Here is an 18,231-nt window from a genome sequence, read left to right as displayed (position 1 = left end):
GGGTGCCGCCTACACGGCGCGCGTGAGCCCATTGCGAGGGCCTCTCCGAACGCTCGGAGCGGGAGGAGGGAGGTGCTCTCTGACATCAACGGACAGGAGGGCATGCGCCATGGTTGAGCTGACTTACGCGCCACTTTCCTTCGAGCAAGAGACGAAATGGCTCCTCGCTCGAGTCCATGGTCCCGCGCCGTTCATCCATGAAGGCGGCGCGGCCTGGCTCGACGGGGATCTCGATGTACCCAGGCTGCGCCGCGCCATCGAGGCGATATCGGCGCGCCACGAGCCGCTCAGGACCTCCTTTGTCGAGCGCGAGGGAGAGCCGGCGCAGGTCGTCAGGCCCGCGGTGGCGATCGACCTCAGAGAGGTGCACCTGGCCCCGGACCTACAGCCCACCTCGGACGAGGCGGCGCTCGCGGCCGCCCGCGAGGAGGCCGCTCGCCCCTTCGATCTCGAGCGTGCCCCGCTCTGGCGGGTGACGCTCATCCGGGCGCATCCGCGCCGCCACCTGGTCGCGCTGTCCATGCACGGCCTCGTCTGCGACGGCGCCTCCAGCGTGGGGCTGTTCTTCTCGGAGCTCTGCGCCCTCTACCATTCCATGACGCCTCCGGCGCTGCCCATGCGTTATCAGGACCACGTCCGGCGGCAGCTCGACCGCGCCGCCGGCGATCGGCTCGACGCGCGGCTCGACCACTGGACACGGGAGCTCGCCGGCGCGCCGACTGCCCTGGATCTCCCGACGGACCGGCCGCGGCCCGCCGTGCCTGCCTTCGACGGAGGGTCGGTCGAGCGCGCGCTCGATCGATCGCTCCTCCTGCGCCTCGAAGCGGCGGCCCGGGACGAAGGAGCGGGCCTGTTCACCGCGCTGCTCGCGGGGATGCTGGCTGTCCTGCACCGGATCACCGGTGAGGAGGATGTCTTGATCGGCACGCCCCTGCCCGGGCGCGATACGCCGGACGTCCGGGAGCTCATCGGCCTCTTCGGCGGCCCGGTGATCGTGCGGGGCAGGTTCGGCGCACAGCCCTCGTTCCGACAGCTCCTGCGCCAGGTACACCGCTCCATCGAGGAGGGCAGAGCGAACAGCGAGGTCCCCGCCAGGGCGCTGCTGGAGAAGCTCGCCGCGCCGCGCGACCCGGGCCGCACGCCGATCGTCCAGGTCCTCTTCGCGGCGACGCCCCCGAGCCCCCCGCCGTGCAATGGGCCGCTGCTGGCGCTGACCCGAACGGACCTCGCTCTGCCGTACGTCGCTCATGATCTCGTGGTGAGCGTCGAGGACGCCGCCGAACGGGTCGTCGCGAGGCTCGATTACCGCCGCGATCTCTTCGAGCAGGCGACGGCGGTCAGGCTGCTCGAGCACTGGCAGGCGCTGCTCTGCGGCGCTGCCGAGGGCCCTGATCAGCGGATCTCGGATCTGCCTCTCCTGTCGGCCGACGCGCGGCGGCAGCTCCTCGTCGACTGGAGCAGCGGCGCGGCGACGGCCCCGCCGCGCGAGCTGGTCCACGAGCAGGTCGAGGAGCAGGCGCGCCGCGCCCCTTCCGCCGCCGCGGTGGCGTTCGAGGGCGAGCGGCTCACGTATGCCGAGCTGGATCGGCGGAGCAACCAGATCGCCCACCTCCTCAGGAAGAGCGGCGCCGGGCCCGGCGCGCTCGTCGGCATCTGCCTGGAGCGCTCGCCGGACATGATCGTGGCCGCGCTCGGCGTGCTCAAGGCGGGGGGCGCGTACGTCCCGCTCGACCCGGCCTATCCGCCGGCTCGGCTCGCGTTCATGCTGGAGGACGCGAAGGTCTCGGCGCTCCTGACCAGCGACGACCTCGTCAGCCGCGTGCCGAGCCGCGGGCTCAGCGTCGTTCGCCTCGACGCGGATCGGGCGATGCTCGATCGCGAGCCCGTGGACAAGGTGCCTCCGGCCGCTGGCCAGGCGCCGGACGACCTGGCGTATGTCATCTACACGTCGGGCTCGACGGGCCGCCCGAAAGGCGTGCTCGTGGAGCACCGCGGGCTCACCAACCTGGTCGCCTGGCACAGGCGGCGGTTCGCCCTGTCCAGCGCCGATCGAACCACCCTCATCGCCAGCCCGGGCTTCGACGCCTCGGTCTGGGAGATGTGGCCCTCGCTCTGCTCCGGCGCCTGCCTCTACATCCCCTCCGAGCCCCTCCGCCGCTCGCCCCTGGAGCTCCAGCAGTGGCTGCTGGAACAGCACATCTCCGTCTCCTTCGTCCCCACCCCCATCGCCGAGGAGCTGCTGCGCCTCGACTGGCCCGCTCGCTGCTCCCTGCGCGCCCTGCTCACCGGCGGCGACAGGCTACGGCGCTGGCCTCACCGCGCCATCCCCTTCGAGGTCGTCAACAACTACGGCCCCACCGAGGCCACCGTCGTCACCACCTCCTGCGCCCTCCCCAGGGACGCTCACGGCGACCGCGGCCCCTCACGCGAGCCGCCCATCGGCAAACCCATCGACAACGTCCGCGTCTACGTCCTCGATCCCCGACGCCAGCCCGTCCCCATCGGCGTCCCCGGCGAGCTCTACATCGCCGGCGACGGCCTCGCCCGCGGCTACCTCCACGACCCGCAGCTCACAGAGGACCGCTTCGTCCCCGACCCCTTCTCCTCCGACCCCGGCGCGCGCATGTACCGCACCGGCGACCTCGTCCGCTGGCGGCATGACGGCGACATCGAGTTCCTCGGCAGGCTCGACCACCAGGTCAAGATCCGCGGCTTCCGCCTGGAGCTCGGCGAGATCGAGGCCGCGCTCAGGCAGCACCCCGCCCTCGACGACGCCGTCGTCCTCGCGACGGACGACGCCCACGACGACAGGCGCCTCGTCGCCTACGTGGTCCCGACGAGCGGCGGCGGAGCCTCCGCGCGAGGCGTGGAGGGAGTGGAGGCGTCGCCGGCAGCGCTCCGCGCTCACCTCCAGGGGCGGCTGCCCGAGTTCATGGTGCCGTCCACCTTCGTCGCGCTCGACGCGCTGCCGATGACGGCGAACGGCAAGGTCGACCGAGCGGCGCTCCCGGCCCCCGGCCCCGCGCGGACCGCGCTGGCGCACGCCTTCGTCGCGCCTCGCTCTCCCGTCGAGCGGGCGCTCGCCGAAATCTGGCAGGAGGTGCTGCGGCAGGAGCGCGTGGGGGTGCATGACAGCTTCCTCGAGCTGGGCGGCAGCTCCGTCCATGCCGTGCGGCTGCTCTCCCGCGTGCGCAGCGCGCTCGGGGTCGAGCTCGCGTTCCAGGAGCTCTTCCGCCGCCCGACCATCGCCGAGCTCGCGCCCCTCGTGAGGCAGGAGCCCGCGGCGCGCGGGGCCGAGCGCGCGATCTCGCCCGTCCCGCGCCTCGGGCCGCTGCCCCTGTCCTTCGGGCAAGAGCGGCTCTGGTTCCTCCAGCGGCTGGCGCCGGAGAGCCGGGCCTACAACTGCCTGTTCCCGTTCCGCCTGCGCGGGCGCGTCGATGTCGGAGCGCTGGACAGGAGCCTCCGCGAGCTCGCGCAGCGGCACGAGATCCTTCGGACGACCTACGCGGAGCGCGACGGGCGGCCGGTCCAGATCATCGCCCCGCAGAGCTCGGTGCAGCTCAACGTGATGGATCTCCAGCACCTCTCCCCGGAAGAGCGGGAGGTCGCGGCGCACCAGCGCATCAACGCAGAGGCGCAGACCCTCTTCGACCTCGAGCGAGGCCCCCTGCTCCGGGCTTGCCTGCTCAAGCTCGGGCCGGAGGACCACATCCTGTGGCTCCACCTCCATCACATCGCGACCGACGGCTGGTCCATCGAGCTCGCGTTCCGCGAGCTCGCCATCCTCTACGACGGCCACCGCCGGGGCGCCCCCGCGGCGCTGCCCGAGCTCGCGATCCAGTACGCCGACTTCGCCGCGTGGCAACGCGAGCAGATGAGGGACAGCGCCCGCGCAGAGCTGCTCGCCTGGTGGAAAGAGCGGCTGCTCCACGCGCCGCCCCTGCTCGAGCTGCCGAGCGATCATCCGCGGCCGGCGATCCAGAGCCTGCGCGGCGCCACCGTCTCCTTCCGGATCGACGCGCCGCTCGCGGAGCGCCTCGGGGAGCTCAGCGCCCGGCGGGGGATGACGGTGACGATGGTCCTCATGGCCGCCTTCGCCGTCCTGCTGCACCGCTACACGCAGCGCGACGACCTCTTGATCGGAATGCCGAGCGCCAACCGGGCGCGCATGGATCTCGAGGAGATCATGGGCTTCTTCGTGAACATCGTGCCCCTGCGCGTCGATCTGTCCGGCGACCCGAGCTTCGACGAGCTGCTCCAGCGGGTGCGGCAGCTGTGCCTGGAGGCCTACGAGCACGACATGCTGCCCTTCGATGTGCTCGTGCAGGAGCTGAGGCCCGAGCGCAGCCCGGGCTACAACCCGGTCGTGCAGATCGTCTTCGCCCCGCAGAGCCCGGCGGAGCGCGATCTCGCGCTCGCCGGGGTCGAGGTCCGTCCCATCGAGGCCGACGCCAAGAAGACGATCTTCGACCTCTCGCTGTACTCCTGGGAGAGCCCCGACGGCGTGACGGGGATGCTCGAGTACAGCACCGATCTCTTCGACCGAGCGACGATCGAGCGGATGGCGGAGCACCTGCTGACGGTGCTCTCCACCGCGGCCTCGGCGCCGGATCAGCCGGTGTCGTCGCTGCCGCTGCTCACGCGCGTCGAGCAGCGGAGGCTCGTGATCGAGATGAACGACACGGCGGTCGACCCTCCAGGAGACCGGTGCGTCCTCGACCTGTTCGAGGAGCAGGCGGCGCGCGCGCCGCATGCCCTGGCCGCCGTGGCCGAGCGCGGCTCGTTGACGTACGGCGAGCTCGATCGCCGAGCGAACCAGCTCGCCCACCGCCTGCGCGAGGCCGGCGTGGCGCCGGGGACGGCGGTCGCGATCCACGCAGAGCGGTCGCTCGCTCTCCTTGTCGGCATCGTCGGGATCCTCAAGGCTTCCGGGGCGTACGTCCCCTTCGGCCCCGAGAGCTCGAGCGAGCGGCTGGAGCTCATGCTGAACGACTCCAGGGCGCCGGTGCTCATCACCGGGGCGCGCCTCGCCGACCGCATCCCCGCGTTCGACGGCGTGGTGATCCGCCTCGACGCCGACGGGCGGGCGCTCACCGGGCAGCCTGATTCGGCGCCGCCGAGGAGCACAGGCCCCTCCGACCTGGCGTATGTCATCTACACGTCGGGCTCGACGGGCCGCCCGAAAGGCGTGCTCGTGGAGCACCGCGGGCTCACCAACCTGGTCGCCTGGCACAGGCGGCGGTTCGCCCTGTCCAGCACCGATCGAACCACCCTCATCGCCAGCCCGGGCTTCGACGCCTCGGTCTGGGAGATGTGGCCCTCGCTCTGCTCCGGCGCCTGCCTCTACATCCCCTCCGAGCCCCTCCGCCGCTCGCCCCTGGAGCTCCAGCAGTGGCTGCTGGAACAGCACATCTCCGTCTCCTTCGTCCCCACCCCCATCGCCGAGGAGCTGCTGCGCCTCGACTGGCCCGCTCGCTGCTCCCTGCGCGCCCTGCTCACCGGCGGCGACAGGCTACGGCGCTGGCCTCACCGCGCCATCCCCTTCGAGGTCGTCAACAACTACGGCCCTACCGAGGCCACTGTCGTCACCACCTCCTGCTCGCTCCTCCGGGGCGCCCCCTCCGACCGCGACGCCTCACGAAAGCCGCCCATCGGCCGGCCCATCGACAACGTGCGTGTCTACGTCCTCGACCCGCGCCGACAGCCCGTCCCCGTCGGCGTCCCCGGCGAGCTCTACATCGCCGGCCAGGGCCTCGCCCGCGGCTACCTCCACGACCCGCAGCTCACAGAGGACCGCTTCCTCCCCGACCCCTTCTCCGACGCGCCCGGCGCCCGCATGTACCGCACCGGCGACCTCGTCCGCTGGCGGCTCGACGGCGACATCGAGTTCCTCGGCAGGATCGACCACCAGGTCAAGATCCGCGGCTTCCGCCTGGAGCTCGGCGAGATCGAGGCCACGCTCAGGCAGCATCCCGCCCTCGACGACGCCGTCGTCCTCGCGACGGACGACGCCCACGGCGACAGGCGCCTCGTCGCCTACGTGGTGCCGGGCAGCGGCGGGCAGCGCGCGGCGCACGACGCGGGCCTCCAGGCGGGCCACGTCACGGAGTGGCGCGCGCTGTACGACGATACCTACGCGAAGGACATCGCCGCCGCCGATCCGGATCTCGACACGACGGGCTGGAACAGCAGCTACACGGGCGCGCCCATCGAGGCGGCGGAGATGCGCGCGTGGCGCGATTTCACGGTCGAGCGGATCCTGTCCTTCCAGCCGAAGCGGGTCTGGGAGATCGGCTGCGGGACAGGCCTCCTGCTCCTGAAGACGGCGCCCCGCTGCGAAGCCTACCTGGGGACCGACTTCTCCGAGCAGGCCATCTCCCTGCTCCGCCCCAGGCTCGCCGCCAGGGGGTATACCCACGTGACGCTGGCGCGCCGCGAGGCCAACGACTTCAGCGACGTCGAGCCCGGGAGCTTCGACGCGATCGTCCTCAACTCGATCGTGCAGTACTTCCCCGGCGCCGACTACCTGCGATCGGTGATCGAAGGCGCCGTCCGCTCGGTCGCCCCCGGCGGGCTCGTGTTCATCGGCGACGTGCGGAGCCTCCCCCTGCTCGAGGCGTTCCACGCGTCGGTGCAGCTCCACCGGGCGGCGCCGGACACCGCGGCCGAGGAGCTGCGTGGCCGGGTGCGGCGGGCGATCTCGACCGAGGAAGAGCTCGTCGTCGCGCCCGACTACTTCCGCGCCCTGCGCGGCCAGATCCCGGGCGTGAGCCAGGTGGAGATCTGGCTCAAGCGCGGCTACGGCGCCGAGGAGATGACCCGCTACCGGTACGACGTCGTGCTGTTCGTGGGCGAGGCGACGGAGCCGGCCGCGATCGCTCGATCGATCGGCGGGCCGGCGCCGGCGGACATCGACGAGATCGAGCGATCGCTGCGGGAGGACCGCCCCGAGGCGCTGGAGGTGCTGGGCATCCCGAACGCGCGCGTGCACGCGGACGTCGCCCTGGCAGCGGCGCTCTCGACGGCGAGCGGGACCAAGGAGGACCTCTGCGCCGCGGGCCCCGCGCGCGCCGGCGCCGCGATCCAGCCGGAGGCGCTCTGGGAGCTCGGCGGCAGGCTGGGCTACGCGGTCCGCGTCACCTGGTCGCGGACCGGAGGCCCGGAGCGCATGGACGTCCTCTTCGAGCGCGACGGGGATCCGCGGAGGCCGCGCGCCCTCCTCGGCGCGAGCATCGCCGAGGGACAGGCGCGCTCGCCGCTTGTCAACGACCCGCTCCGCGCGAAGCAGGCGCGCGCGCTCCTCCCGGCCCTGCGGGCGTTCCTTGCGGCGAAGCTCCCCGAGTACATGGTCCCGGCGATCTTCGTGAAGCTCGACGCGCTGCCGCTCAACGCGAGCGGGAAGGTCGATCGGCGCGCGCTCCCCGCGCCCGAGCGCCCGACGCCGAGCGCCGAGCCCAGGACCGCCGCGCCGGCCTCGGACATCGAGGCCGTCCTGAGCGAGATCTGGCGCAAGGTGCTCGACCTCGACCGCGTGGGGCTCGATGATCGGTTCTTCGAGATCGGCGGCCACTCGCTCCTGCTCGTGCAGGTCCAGGCCGCGCTCCTGGCGCGCCTCGGCCGGAACGTGCCGATCGTGGAGCTGTTCCAGCACCCGACGATCCGCAGCCTGGCCGCTCACCTCGGGGCGGCCTCGCGGGCCGCGGAGGCAGACGAGACCGCGGCGCCGGCGCCGCCGACGCGCCCCTCGAGCCGCCGGGCCCCCGCGCCGGAGCGCAAGGCGGCGCCCGCGAACGCCGTCGCGATCGTCGGGATGTCCGGGCGCTACCCCAGGGCGCGCGACGTCGACACGCTCTGGTTCAACCTGCGCAACGGCGTCGAGGGCATCCGCTTCTTCACGCCCGAGGAGCTGGAGGCCTCGGGCGTCGATCTGGACCTGATCCGCGCGCCGAACCTCGTGCCGGCGTGCGGCGTGCTGGACGACGCGATGTGCTTCGACGCGCGGTTCTTCGGCTACAGCCCGAACGAGGCGATGCTCATGGACCCGCAGCACCGGATCTTCCTCGAGTGCGCCTGGGAGGCGATGGAGAGGGCCGGCTACGATCCGCTCTCGTGCGAGCAGTCGGTCGGCGTCTTCGCCGGGAGCGAGGCCCCGCTGTACTGGCTGGAACGCATCGGCATGCCCAAGGCGCCGCTGAGCGCCGAGTACTACCGGATCGTCACCGGGAACGTCGCCGACGGCCTGACGACGCGGGTCGCGTACAAGCTGGGCCTCCGCGGGCCCGCCGTGACGGTGCTGACCGCGTGCTCGACGTCGCTCGTCGCGGTGCACCTGGCCTGCCAGAGCCTCGCCACGAAGGAGTGCGACATGGTCCTCGCGGGCGGCGTCGTTGTCCTGCCGCCGACGCGGCTCGGCCACGTCCACGAGGAGGGCTCGCTCGCGTCGCCGGACGGACACTGCCGGCCGTTCGACGTCGACGCGCAGGGGACCGTGGCCGGCAGCGGCGTGTCGGTGGTCGTGCTCAAGCGGCTGGAGGACGCGCTCCGCGACGGCGACCACATCCACGCCGTCATCCTCGGATCCGCGGTCACCAACGACGGCTCGCGCAAGGTCGGCTACGCCGCGCCGGGCACGGACGGACAGGCGCAGGCCATCCTCAGGGCGCACGCCGCCGCGGGGGTGGAGCCGGAGAGCATCACCTTCGTCGAGGGCCACGGGACGGGCACGAGGCTCGGCGATCCGATCGAGGTCGCCGCCCTGTCGCGCGCCTTCAGAAATGGCACTGACAAAGTCGGGTTCTGCGCGCTGGGCTCGCTGAAGAGCAACCTGGGGCACCTGGGGGCGGCCGCCGGGGTCACCGGGCTCATCAAGGCCGCGCTCTCGCTCGAGCACGAGCTGATCCCGCCCACGCTCCACTTCCGGCGCCCGAACCCCGAGCTCCACCTGGAGAGCAGCCCGTTCTTCGTCAACGCCGCGCCGCTCGCCTGGAAGCGCGGAGCGCGCCCGCGCCGCGCCGGGGTGAGCGCCTTCGGGATGGGGGGAACGAACGCCCACGTGGTCCTGGAGGAGGCGCCCGCGATGGAGCCGTCCGGCCCGTCGCGGGCTTGCCAGCTGCTGGTCCTGTCCGCGCAGACGAGCGAAGCGCTCGAGGGCATCACCGATCGGCTGGCCGGGCACCTGCGGCACGCGGCGCGCGTCCCCCTCCCCGACGTCGCCTTCACGCTCCAGCAGGGGCGGGCACGGTTCGCGCATCGCCGCGCCGTCGTCTGCCGCGACCCGGTCTCGGCGGCCGCCCGCCTGCGAGCGCGCGATCCCGCCCACACCTTCAGCGACGTCGCCGAGGGCCGCTCGCCGAAGGTGGTGTTCCTCTTCCCCGGCGGAGGCTCCCAGCGGGTGGACATGGGGCGAGAGCTGTACGCGAGCGAGCGCGTCTTCCGGGAGAGCCTCGATCAGTGCGCCGCGCTGTTCCAGCGCGCGCTCTCCATGGATATCCGGGCGCTGCTCTTCCCGGGCTCCGAGGAGCGGGAGCGCGCGGCCGAGCAGCTGCGCGCCCCCTGCGCGAACATGGCGGCCATCTTCTCGACCGAGGTCGCGACGGCGCGGCTCCTCCTGTCGTGGGGCATCCGCCCGGCGGCGGTCAGCGGACACAGCCTGGGCGAGTACACAGCCGCCTGCGTCGCGGGCGTGCTGTCGCTCGAGGCCGCGGTGACGCTCATCGCGGCGCGCGGGCGCCTGTACGAGCAGCTGCCCAGGGACGTGGCGACGCTCGTCGTGCATCTCTCCGAGGACGCGCTGCTCGATCGGCTCGGCGACGGGCTCTCCCTGGCCGCCGTCAACGGCCCGGAGGTGTGCGTCGTCTCCGGGACGCTGCCGGCGATCGAGCGCCTCGAGCGGGAGTGCGCGCGCGAGGGCCACGAGACACGACGCTTGCCGATCGCCACGGCCGCGCACTCCTCGCTCGTCGGCCCGCTCGCGGACCGCTTGACCCAGGTGGCGGCCTCGCTGGAGCGACGGGCGCCGCGCATCCCGATGCTCTCGAACCTCACCGGCGCGTGGATGACGGACGCCGATGCGGAGGATCCGTCCTACTGGGCTCGGCACCTCCGGGGGACCGTCCGCTTCGAGCGAGGGCTAGCAGCGCTGCTCCGCGACCCGGATCACGCCTTCGTCGAGGTCGGGCCCGGGCGGACGCTGGCCACGCTGGCGAGCCAGCACCCCGACGCCGGCGCGGGGCGGCTCATTGTCACCACGATGGCGAGCTCGGGCTCCGATCGGACGGACCTGGAGGCGCTGCTCGCCGCCGTCGGCCAGCTCTGGTGCGCCGGCGCCGACGTCGACTGGGCGGCGTTCTCCCGGGACGAGCGGCGCCGGCGCGTCCCGCTGCCGACGTACCCGTTCAAGCGCACGCCGTACATGCTCGGCGCCTCGCGCCCGGCGCCCGCGACGATGGCGGCGCCCTCGTCGGCGCTCGACAGCAGCGACGCGGCGTCGCTCCCGGCGCCTGCGACGGAGCGGGTCGCAGCGAGCTCCGAGCCGAGGGCGGGGGCGCCTGCGGATCACGTGGCGCGCGCGATCGCGGACATCTTCAGGGAGGTGCTCGGCGTGGCCAAGGTGCGGCCGCACGACAACTTCTTCGACCTCGGCGGGGACTCCTTGAGCGCGATCGCGGTGCGGACCCTGATCAAGGAGCGGCTGAAGGTCGAGCTCCCGGTGCACGCGCTGCTGGAGCTCCGCACCGTCGCGGCGCTCGCCGAGCACATCCACGAGAGCCAGCCTCCCAGCGCCTCCGCGCCGCCCACCTACAGGAGCGCCAGCGTCGCGTCGGGGCGCGGGCGCGGCCGGCTCATCGTCCCGCTCCACGTCGGGTCGCACCGCAAGGCGCCGCTGTTCCTCGTGCAGCCCATCGGCGGCACGATCTTCATCTACCGCGAGCTGGCGCGGCAGATGGGCGCCGACCTGTCCATCTACGGGATCCGGGCGTCGGGGATGGAGCCCGACGAGCCCGTCTTCACCGACATCCCCGCCATGGCGGCGCGGTACGTTCACGAGCTGCGCGCCGTCCAGCCGGAGGGCCCGTACCTCCTGGGCGGCCACTCGGCCGGCGGCGTGATCGCCTACGAGATGGCGCAGCAGCTCCTGGCGGAAGGGAAGAAGGCGCAGCTCCTCCTGCTGGACACCGGATCCCTGGCGTCCGTGCGGGGCGCGTCGATCGAGAGCGCTGACGACGTGCTCCGGCAGCTGATCGGGCTCAAGGACGCGACCCCCAAGGCGTACCAGGGCTTCGTCGCCGCGCTCCGGGAGGACGCGCCGTTCCGCGCCATCGTGCTGAGCACCTGGCGCGCCATGACGCGCTACGAGCCGGGCCCGACGGAGGCCAGCGTCCTGTTCGTGCGCGCGCGCGATCAGCTCGGCGCGAGCGAGCCCGACGACGTCGACTACTGGAGGGACCTCACCCGCGGGCGGTTCGTCATGCACCAGGTCCCGGGCAACCATTTCACCATGATGGAGCCGCCTCAGGTCGCGTCCGTGGCCCGCGTCGTCCGGGCGCACATCACGGCGCGGAGCCGCGTGCGGGCCAGGATCCCCGAGAGCACCGCGCGTTCGGGGTTGAGCCGGTGGAGCTCCCGGAGAAGCGGCCCGGACAGCAGCCCCGACAGCGGACAGGCGAGGACCTGAGCCGGTCGAGCCGGCGCCGCGCTCAACGCGCGGCGCTCTTCACGAGGCCGTCGGTCCTCCCCGTCCTCTGCAGCGCGTACGCGATGCCGCTCTGGAGCGTCCCCCGCGTCACGATCTCTCGGAACTCGATCTCCAGGCCCGTGAGGGTCGTCGCGACCTCGGGGCGGATGCCGGTGAGCACCGCCTGCGCCCCGAGCATCCGGAGGGCCTTCGCCGTGGATATCAGCGTGCTCGCGACGTCGCTGTCGACGAGCTTCACGCCGGTGATGTCGATGATCACGACCTCGGCGCCGTTCGACTCGACCCCGTGCAGGGCGGTGCTGAGCGCCTGCTGGGCCCGGGCGCTGTCCATCATCCCGATCAGCGGCATGACCATGATCCGGTCGGTGATCGGGATGATGGGGGTGGACAGCTCCGCGAGCCGGTCGTTCTGCACCCGGATGATCTCTTCCTGCAAGGACAGGCGCTCCCGCTCGCTCCGCTCTCGCCCGGCGAACTCGACCCCGAGCCGCTGCTCGGCCTCCTGGAGCGCCGCCGTGCGGTGCTCCAGGTGCTCGTAGAGCAGCGCGTTCTCCACGGCCGTCCCGGCCTGCGTCAGAAGGAGCCTGACGAGCTCCTGCCGCGCCGGCTTGAAGGTGCTCGGGGCGAGCCGGTTCTCCAGGTAGATGATCCCCTTGGTCCGGCCCTGGTGGACCATGGCCAGGCACAGGATCGACCTCGGGGCGCACGCGGCGATGTACGGGTCGCCCGCGAACCGGGGCTCCTGGGTCGCGTCCGCCAGGATCACGGGCTCCTTCGTCCTCGCGACGTACTGCACGATGGAGACCGGCACGTCGGCGCTCCCCTCGAGCGGGGCGGCCAGGCCCGCCCGGAGCGAGCTCGGCTCCGCCGTGACGACCGCCTCGACGAGCAGGTGCTGTTCGCGCTCGAGGATGAGGGCGCCCTTCTGCGCGCCGGAGTTCTTGATGACGATCTCCATCAGCCGGCTCACGACGCTCTCCAGGACGACCTCGCCCGCGAGCGCCTGCGCGGCCTGGATGACCGCTTCCACGTCGAGGATGCTGGTGCTGAGCCGCGTCGTCGACGTGGTCTGCGCCCTGCCGGAGCGCGATGAGGCGACGACGCTGCGCGGCCCGAGGAGCCCTCCGTCGGCAGGCACGAGGTGGGGAGCGACCCGCGCCAGGCTCTCCACCTTGGCCGTCGCCCCCCACACGAGGTACGCGTGGTAGGCGTCCGTCATGAAGGCCCGCGCGGACCGGAGCAGCCCCTCGGCCTCGTACAGCTTCGCCGCGATCTCGTTCGCGATCGCCTCGTCGCGCACGAACCGGCTCGCCTTCGCCCCTTCGATCGCCTTCTCGTAGAGCATCATCGCGTCCCGCGTCCTCCCCGAGAGGCGCGCCACCTCGCCCGCCACGAGGGTGCTCTTGTGGGCGTAGTTGGACGGGCTCAGCTCCGCCCAGTGGTTCAGCTTCGCCTCGAGCCTCGCGAGCGCCTCCATGTGCTCTGCCCGCTCGCCGTCCGGCGCCCCGTCGCACGACGCCGCGAGCGTCAAGCAGCCGAAGAACACGATCTCCGTCGCCCAGGCGTGGGTCGTCCACCCCACGCTCTGCCGCTCGGCCGCGGCCAGGAACGAGCGCGCGGACGCGTGGTCCCCGTGGAGGTAGCTCAGCTGAAGCTTGAAGGCGCTGTACCAGCTGGCCACGTAGCCGAGCTCCGGCCCCTCGATCGACCTCGCGAACGCGGCCTCGTCGAACGAGCCGCCGCTCAGCGAGTGCCCCCCTTCGGTTCGACCCGTGAGGTTCGCGACCACCTGCTTCGCGCAGACCAGGGCGTGGATCGTCGTCAGGTCGCCGATCCGCCGCACGAGCGCGAGGTTCTGCTCGATCTCGTCCGCGAGCGCGTCCAGATCGTCGCCGAGGTTCAGCTTCGCCGCCGCGATGTGCATGCAGCAATACGACGCATAGACCAGGTCGCCGCTCGCCAGCCCGGCCTGGCGGGAACGCCCGAAGCAGTCGATCGTCGCCGAGAGATGCTCGAACAGATGGAGTATCGCCGCGAAGTAGATCAGCAGCTTGCAGGTGAGGCGGACGTTGTTGAACTTCTCGTTGAGCGCGATCCCGAGCTTCGCGAACTCGTACCCTTCCTCGTATCGCTGAGGGTTGTCCCGGAACAGGGGCAGCTCGTTCCCTAGCATGCTGCCGAACGAGACGTACCCCAGGGCGGACATGGCCGAGTTGCCGTGCTTTATCGACAGGTTGATCTGCTTGACCACCGCGAGCAGGCCGAGGGTGGGATCCACGGCGTTCGCCGGCGTCGCCAGCTCGCCGAGGAGGCCCAGGATCATCTGCGTCTCCGCGCCGGACGCCTGCGGCAGGTCGATGAGACTCGCTATTTCGCGCGTCTCCAGGCTCGCCCGCAGGGCGGCGAGCTCCTCGCGCAGCGTCGCCTCGCGCTCGTCGGCGGCCCGCGGGAGCTCGACCCCGAGGAGCCCGAGCGCCTCCAGCGCCTGGTCTATCACCCGGTTGATCTGGCCGAGCATCAGGTAGAAGGTCATGCGCAGCACGCAGACGTTCGCGCGATCCAGCGTCGTCTTCGCGTGGGTCGAGAGGACGTCGAACAGCGGCTCGGCCGCCTCGAAGCCGCCGCTCAGGCACCTGCACTCCGCGAGCTCGGCGTGGAGCCCGAACGCGAGCTCGTACTCGCTCTTCCAGCTCTCGGCGTCGAGCAGCGATGTCCCGATCTCGAGGTAATGGACGGCGGCGTCATAGGCCGCCCCCATCTTCGCCCGCTTGCCGGCGTCGAGGTTCAGCCGCGAGAGCGCCCGCTTCTCGCGCTCGTCCGTGATCAGGGCGACGCCCCTGTTCATGTGGCCCACGATGTCGAACAGCTCGGCCTCGGACTGATCTCGCTTGCTGTCCTCCAGCATCAGCCGCCCGATCTGGAGGTGCGCCGCCTGCTTGTCCGCGTCGTCCATGAGCGCGTAGGCGGCCTGCTGCACGCGATCGTGCAAGAACCTGTAAGAGACGTTGAGCTCCTCGCCGGAGCCGTCCTCGGCGACGGCGAGCTCACCGTCCATGGCGATATCGAAGAACCTGGACTCCGCGTCCACGGGGAGGATGAAGCCCTCGCGGAGCACGCCCCAGAGCTCGCGCGCCGCCTCCAGGCGCGACCGCCTCGTCACGATCGCCAGCGTCGTCAGATCGAACTGGTGGCCGACGCACGCCGCGAGGGAGAGGATGCGCTGGGCGCGCTCGGGCAGCCGGCGCATCTTGCCCACCATGAGCTCGATCACGTTCTCCGAGGCCTTCGCCTCGCGGATGCGATCGAGATCCCATGTCCACGAGAAGCCGCCGGGGTCGAACGAGAGGAGCCTCTCGGCGTGCAGGCTCTTCATGAGCTGGCTCATGAAGAACGGGTTGCCCCGGGTCTTGTCGAAGATGAGCCGCGCGAGGGGCTCCGCGCGGTGAGGATCGCAGCTCAACGTGTCGGCGACGAGCTGGTTCACGTCGGAGAAGACGAGCGGCTTGAGCGTCAGCTCGGTCACCGCCGCCGCCTTCTTGCGGAGCTCCGCGAGGACCACGGAGAACAGGTGGCTCGCGTCGACCTCGTTGTCGCGGTACGCGCCGATCATGAGCATGCAGGCGATCCGCGCCTCGGCCGCGATGCTCTGGAGGAACTTGAGCGACGCCGCGTCCGCCCACTGCAGGTCATCGAAGAAGAGGACCAGGGGGCGCTCCTGGGAGGGGAAGGCGCGGCAGAAGTTCTGGAGCGTCAGCTGGAACCGCGCCTGCGACTCGGTGGGGCCGAGCGCCGGGGCGGCCGGCTGAGGGCCGATGAGGAGCTCGAGCTCCGGTATCAGGTCGATGAGGAGCTGCCCGTTCGAGCCGACCGCCGCCGAGAGCCTGCGCTTCCACTGCCCCAGCGCCTCGGCAGACTCCGCCATGATGTTGCGGATGAGCTCCTGGTAGACGTGCGCGACGGCCGCGTACGGCGTCGTGCGGTTGAGCTGGTCGAACTTGCCGGTCGCGAAATACCCTCTCTCGCGAACGACGCTCTTCTGGAGCTCGTTCACGAGGACCGACTTGCCGATCCCGGAGTAGCCGGAGACCAGGACGAACTCGCTCCCGCCCTGCCTGGTGCGGCTCCACGCGTCGGAGAGGAGCGCGACCTCGGTCTCCCGGCCGTAGAGCTTCTGAGGCGCCCGCAGCTCATCGACGTAGTCGTATCGGCCGGCGGGGAACGGCTCGATCTTCCCCTTGGACGAGAGCTGCGACGAGCACTCTTCCAGGTCGAGCTTGAGCCCGTGGGCGCTCTGGTACCTGTCGTCGGGGCTCTTGGCGAGGAGCTTCATCACGATGTCGGAGACGGCGCTCGGCACCGCGGGCGACACGGCCTGCGGCGCCGGCGGGGTCCGCGCGATGTGGCTGTGCACGAGATCCATGAGGTCCATCGTCCGGAAGGGGAGGACGCCCGTCACCATCTCGTACAGGGTGACGCCCAGGGAGTAGAGGTCCGTGCGACGATCGATGACGACGTTCAGCCGCCCGCTCTGCTCCGGCGACATGTAGGCCAGGGTCCCCTCGAAGGACGCGAAGCGGTTCGCTTTGTGGGCCTCCTGCGACAGGCGCGTCGCGCTGCCGAAATCCGTCAGCTTCGCCTCCAGCGTCTGCGCGTTGACGAGGATGTTGTGCGGCTTGACGTCCATGTGAGTGACGCCTCGTCGATGGATGGACTCCAGGGCGTCCGCGATCGAGATCGCGATACGGAGCGCGTCCTCGAGCTTCAGCTTGCTCGCGCCGATGATCTCGTTGAGCGGGCGCTCGCCCGCGTCCTCCATGACGAGCGCCAGGCCGCTGCCCACCTTCTCGATCCCATAGACCCTCACGACGCCAGGCAGCGCGAGGTCCCGGGCGATGGCGTACTCGTACTTGAGCTTCGCGATCTCGACCGGCAGCGGGCGCTCGCTCTTGAGCCGCTTGATCGCCACCGGGGAGCCGTCGCTCTCCCGAACTCCCCGGTAGACCGTCGTCGCCGAGGATTCGTGGATGACGCCCGTCAATGTGTAAGCAGCCCCACTTGCCATAAATACATTCTCGCGGGTTCGCGTCATCACAGCAAGGGGATCCCTGACAGCGTCGACACGCGGCGCACGCGGCGCACGCGGCGCACGCGGCAGTCGCCCAGGTGATCCACTGGGGTCGCACGTGGCAGGCCGCGGCAGGCGAGCGTCGGAGTCGCGCGCGCCGCCCGTCAGCCCCTCACGCGCGCCGGCCCAGCAGGAACGCCGCCAGCGCCTCCGCCTTGGGGATCAGCGTGCCCACCTCGATGAGCTCGTCCTTCGTGTGGAAGCCGCTCCCCCGCGGCCCCAGGCCGTCGATGGACGGGATCCCGATCTCGGCCGTCGAGCTGGCGTCGGAGCCGCCGCCGAGGAGGGGCGCCTCGGCGTCGCCGAGCCCCGCCGCCCGCGCGCAGGCCGCGTACTCACGGCAGAGCGCCGCGCTCGCGTCGGTCCGCGCGAGCGGCGACCGCGCGATCTCGCCGTCGACCTGCACGGCGGTGCCGGGCACCTCGGCGGCCGCCTCGCGCGCCGCCGCGGCGAGCGCCGCCAGCATCGCCTCGCCGTCCGCGCGGCTCACGAAGCGGAGGTCGACCTGCGCCTCGGCCGCGTCGGGCACCGTGTTCCTGCCCTGCCCTCCGCTCACCTTGCCGACGTTGACGGTCACCCCCCGCCCGTAGTCGGTGAGCTGCTGCGCCCGGTCGACGAAGCGCGCGAGCGCCCAGATGGCGTTCGCGCCCTGCCGGTGCGCGTTGCCGGCGTGCGCCGCCTTGCCCGTGGCCATCACCGTCGCGCCCCCCGTGCCCTTGCGCGCTGTGATGATCCGGTCCCCCTCGCGCCCCGCCTCGAACACGAGCGCGCACGCGGCGCCCGCGAGCTCGCGCTGCAGCAGCGGGCGCCCCTCGGGCGACCCGACCTCCTCGTCCGCCACGATCGCGAACCGCACCGGGATCGCCGGCAGCGCGCCGATCCGCTCGAGCGCCCTGAGCGCCTCGATCACCACAACGAGCCCGCCCTTCATGTCGAGCACGCCGGGCCCGCGCGCGAGCTCCCCGTCCAGGCGGAAGCCCTCGAAGACCCCCGGGGGGAACACCGTGTCGAGGTGCCCGACGAGGGCGACGTGCCCCGCCGGCGACGCCTTGGCCGCCTCGCTCTCCGCGACCCAGTGCGCCGCGTAGCGCGCGCTCGCGAACCGCCGCACGCACAGGCCGGGGATCGTCGAGAGCTCGTTGGCAAGGACCTCGCCCACGGCGTCGCCGCCGCGCGGGTTGTCCGTGAACGAGTTGAGGTTCACCAGCCGCTCGAGGAGCGCGAGCATCGGCTCCGCGCGGCTGGACAGCGCCTGTCGGAGGGCCTGGATCACGGCGCCAGCATGCCACGGAAGCCCCGGAGGGCCGAGCGCCGCCCCGCCCGAGGTCGCCGGCGCCCGCTCGCGCCGCCACCACGCTGCCACCACGCCGCCACCACCTCGCGCGCGCCGGCGACCTCTGCCCTGGCCGCA

At 72.0% G+C, this 18,231-nt stretch carries 3 protein-coding genes; 1 reads left to right on the top strand and 2 read right to left on the bottom strand.

All coding sequences use genetic code 11. The features are described from left to right. Positions 1 to 109: 109 nt before the first annotated feature. Positions 110 to 11,674 carry an amino acid adenylation domain-containing protein gene (locus WMF11_RS02000; RefSeq protein WP_437976242.1) on the top strand — a complete coding sequence of 3,855 codons (11,565 nt, stop codon included), beginning with the start codon at positions 110 to 112 and terminating at the stop codon, positions 11,672 to 11,674. Between the two features lie 22 nt (positions 11,675 to 11,696). On the opposite strand, the gene WMF11_RS01995 is transcribed toward WMF11_RS02000, so the two are convergent. Together WMF11_RS01995 and WMF11_RS01990 are read right to left on the bottom strand one after the other, a co-directional pair. Beyond that, positions 11,697 to 16,757: a protein kinase domain-containing protein gene (locus tag WMF11_RS01995; protein WP_437976241.1), complete on the bottom strand. Its 5,061-nt coding sequence runs from the start codon at positions 16,755 to 16,757 to the stop codon at positions 11,697 to 11,699. Between the two features lie 175 nt (positions 16,758 to 16,932). After that, a complete protein-coding gene (locus WMF11_RS01990) occupies positions 16,933 to 18,093 on the bottom strand; it encodes a M20 family metallopeptidase (RefSeq protein ID WP_437976240.1) in 1,161 nt (386 codons plus the stop codon). Between the last annotated feature and the right edge of the window lie 138 nt (positions 18,094 to 18,231).

It is taken from the genome of Sorangium sp. So ce295 (assembly GCF_051527405.1).
Lineage (GTDB): Bacteria > Myxococcota_A > Polyangia > Polyangiales > Polyangiaceae > Sorangium > Sorangium cellulosum_B.
This window is presented reverse-complemented; position numbering and strand designations above follow the sequence as displayed.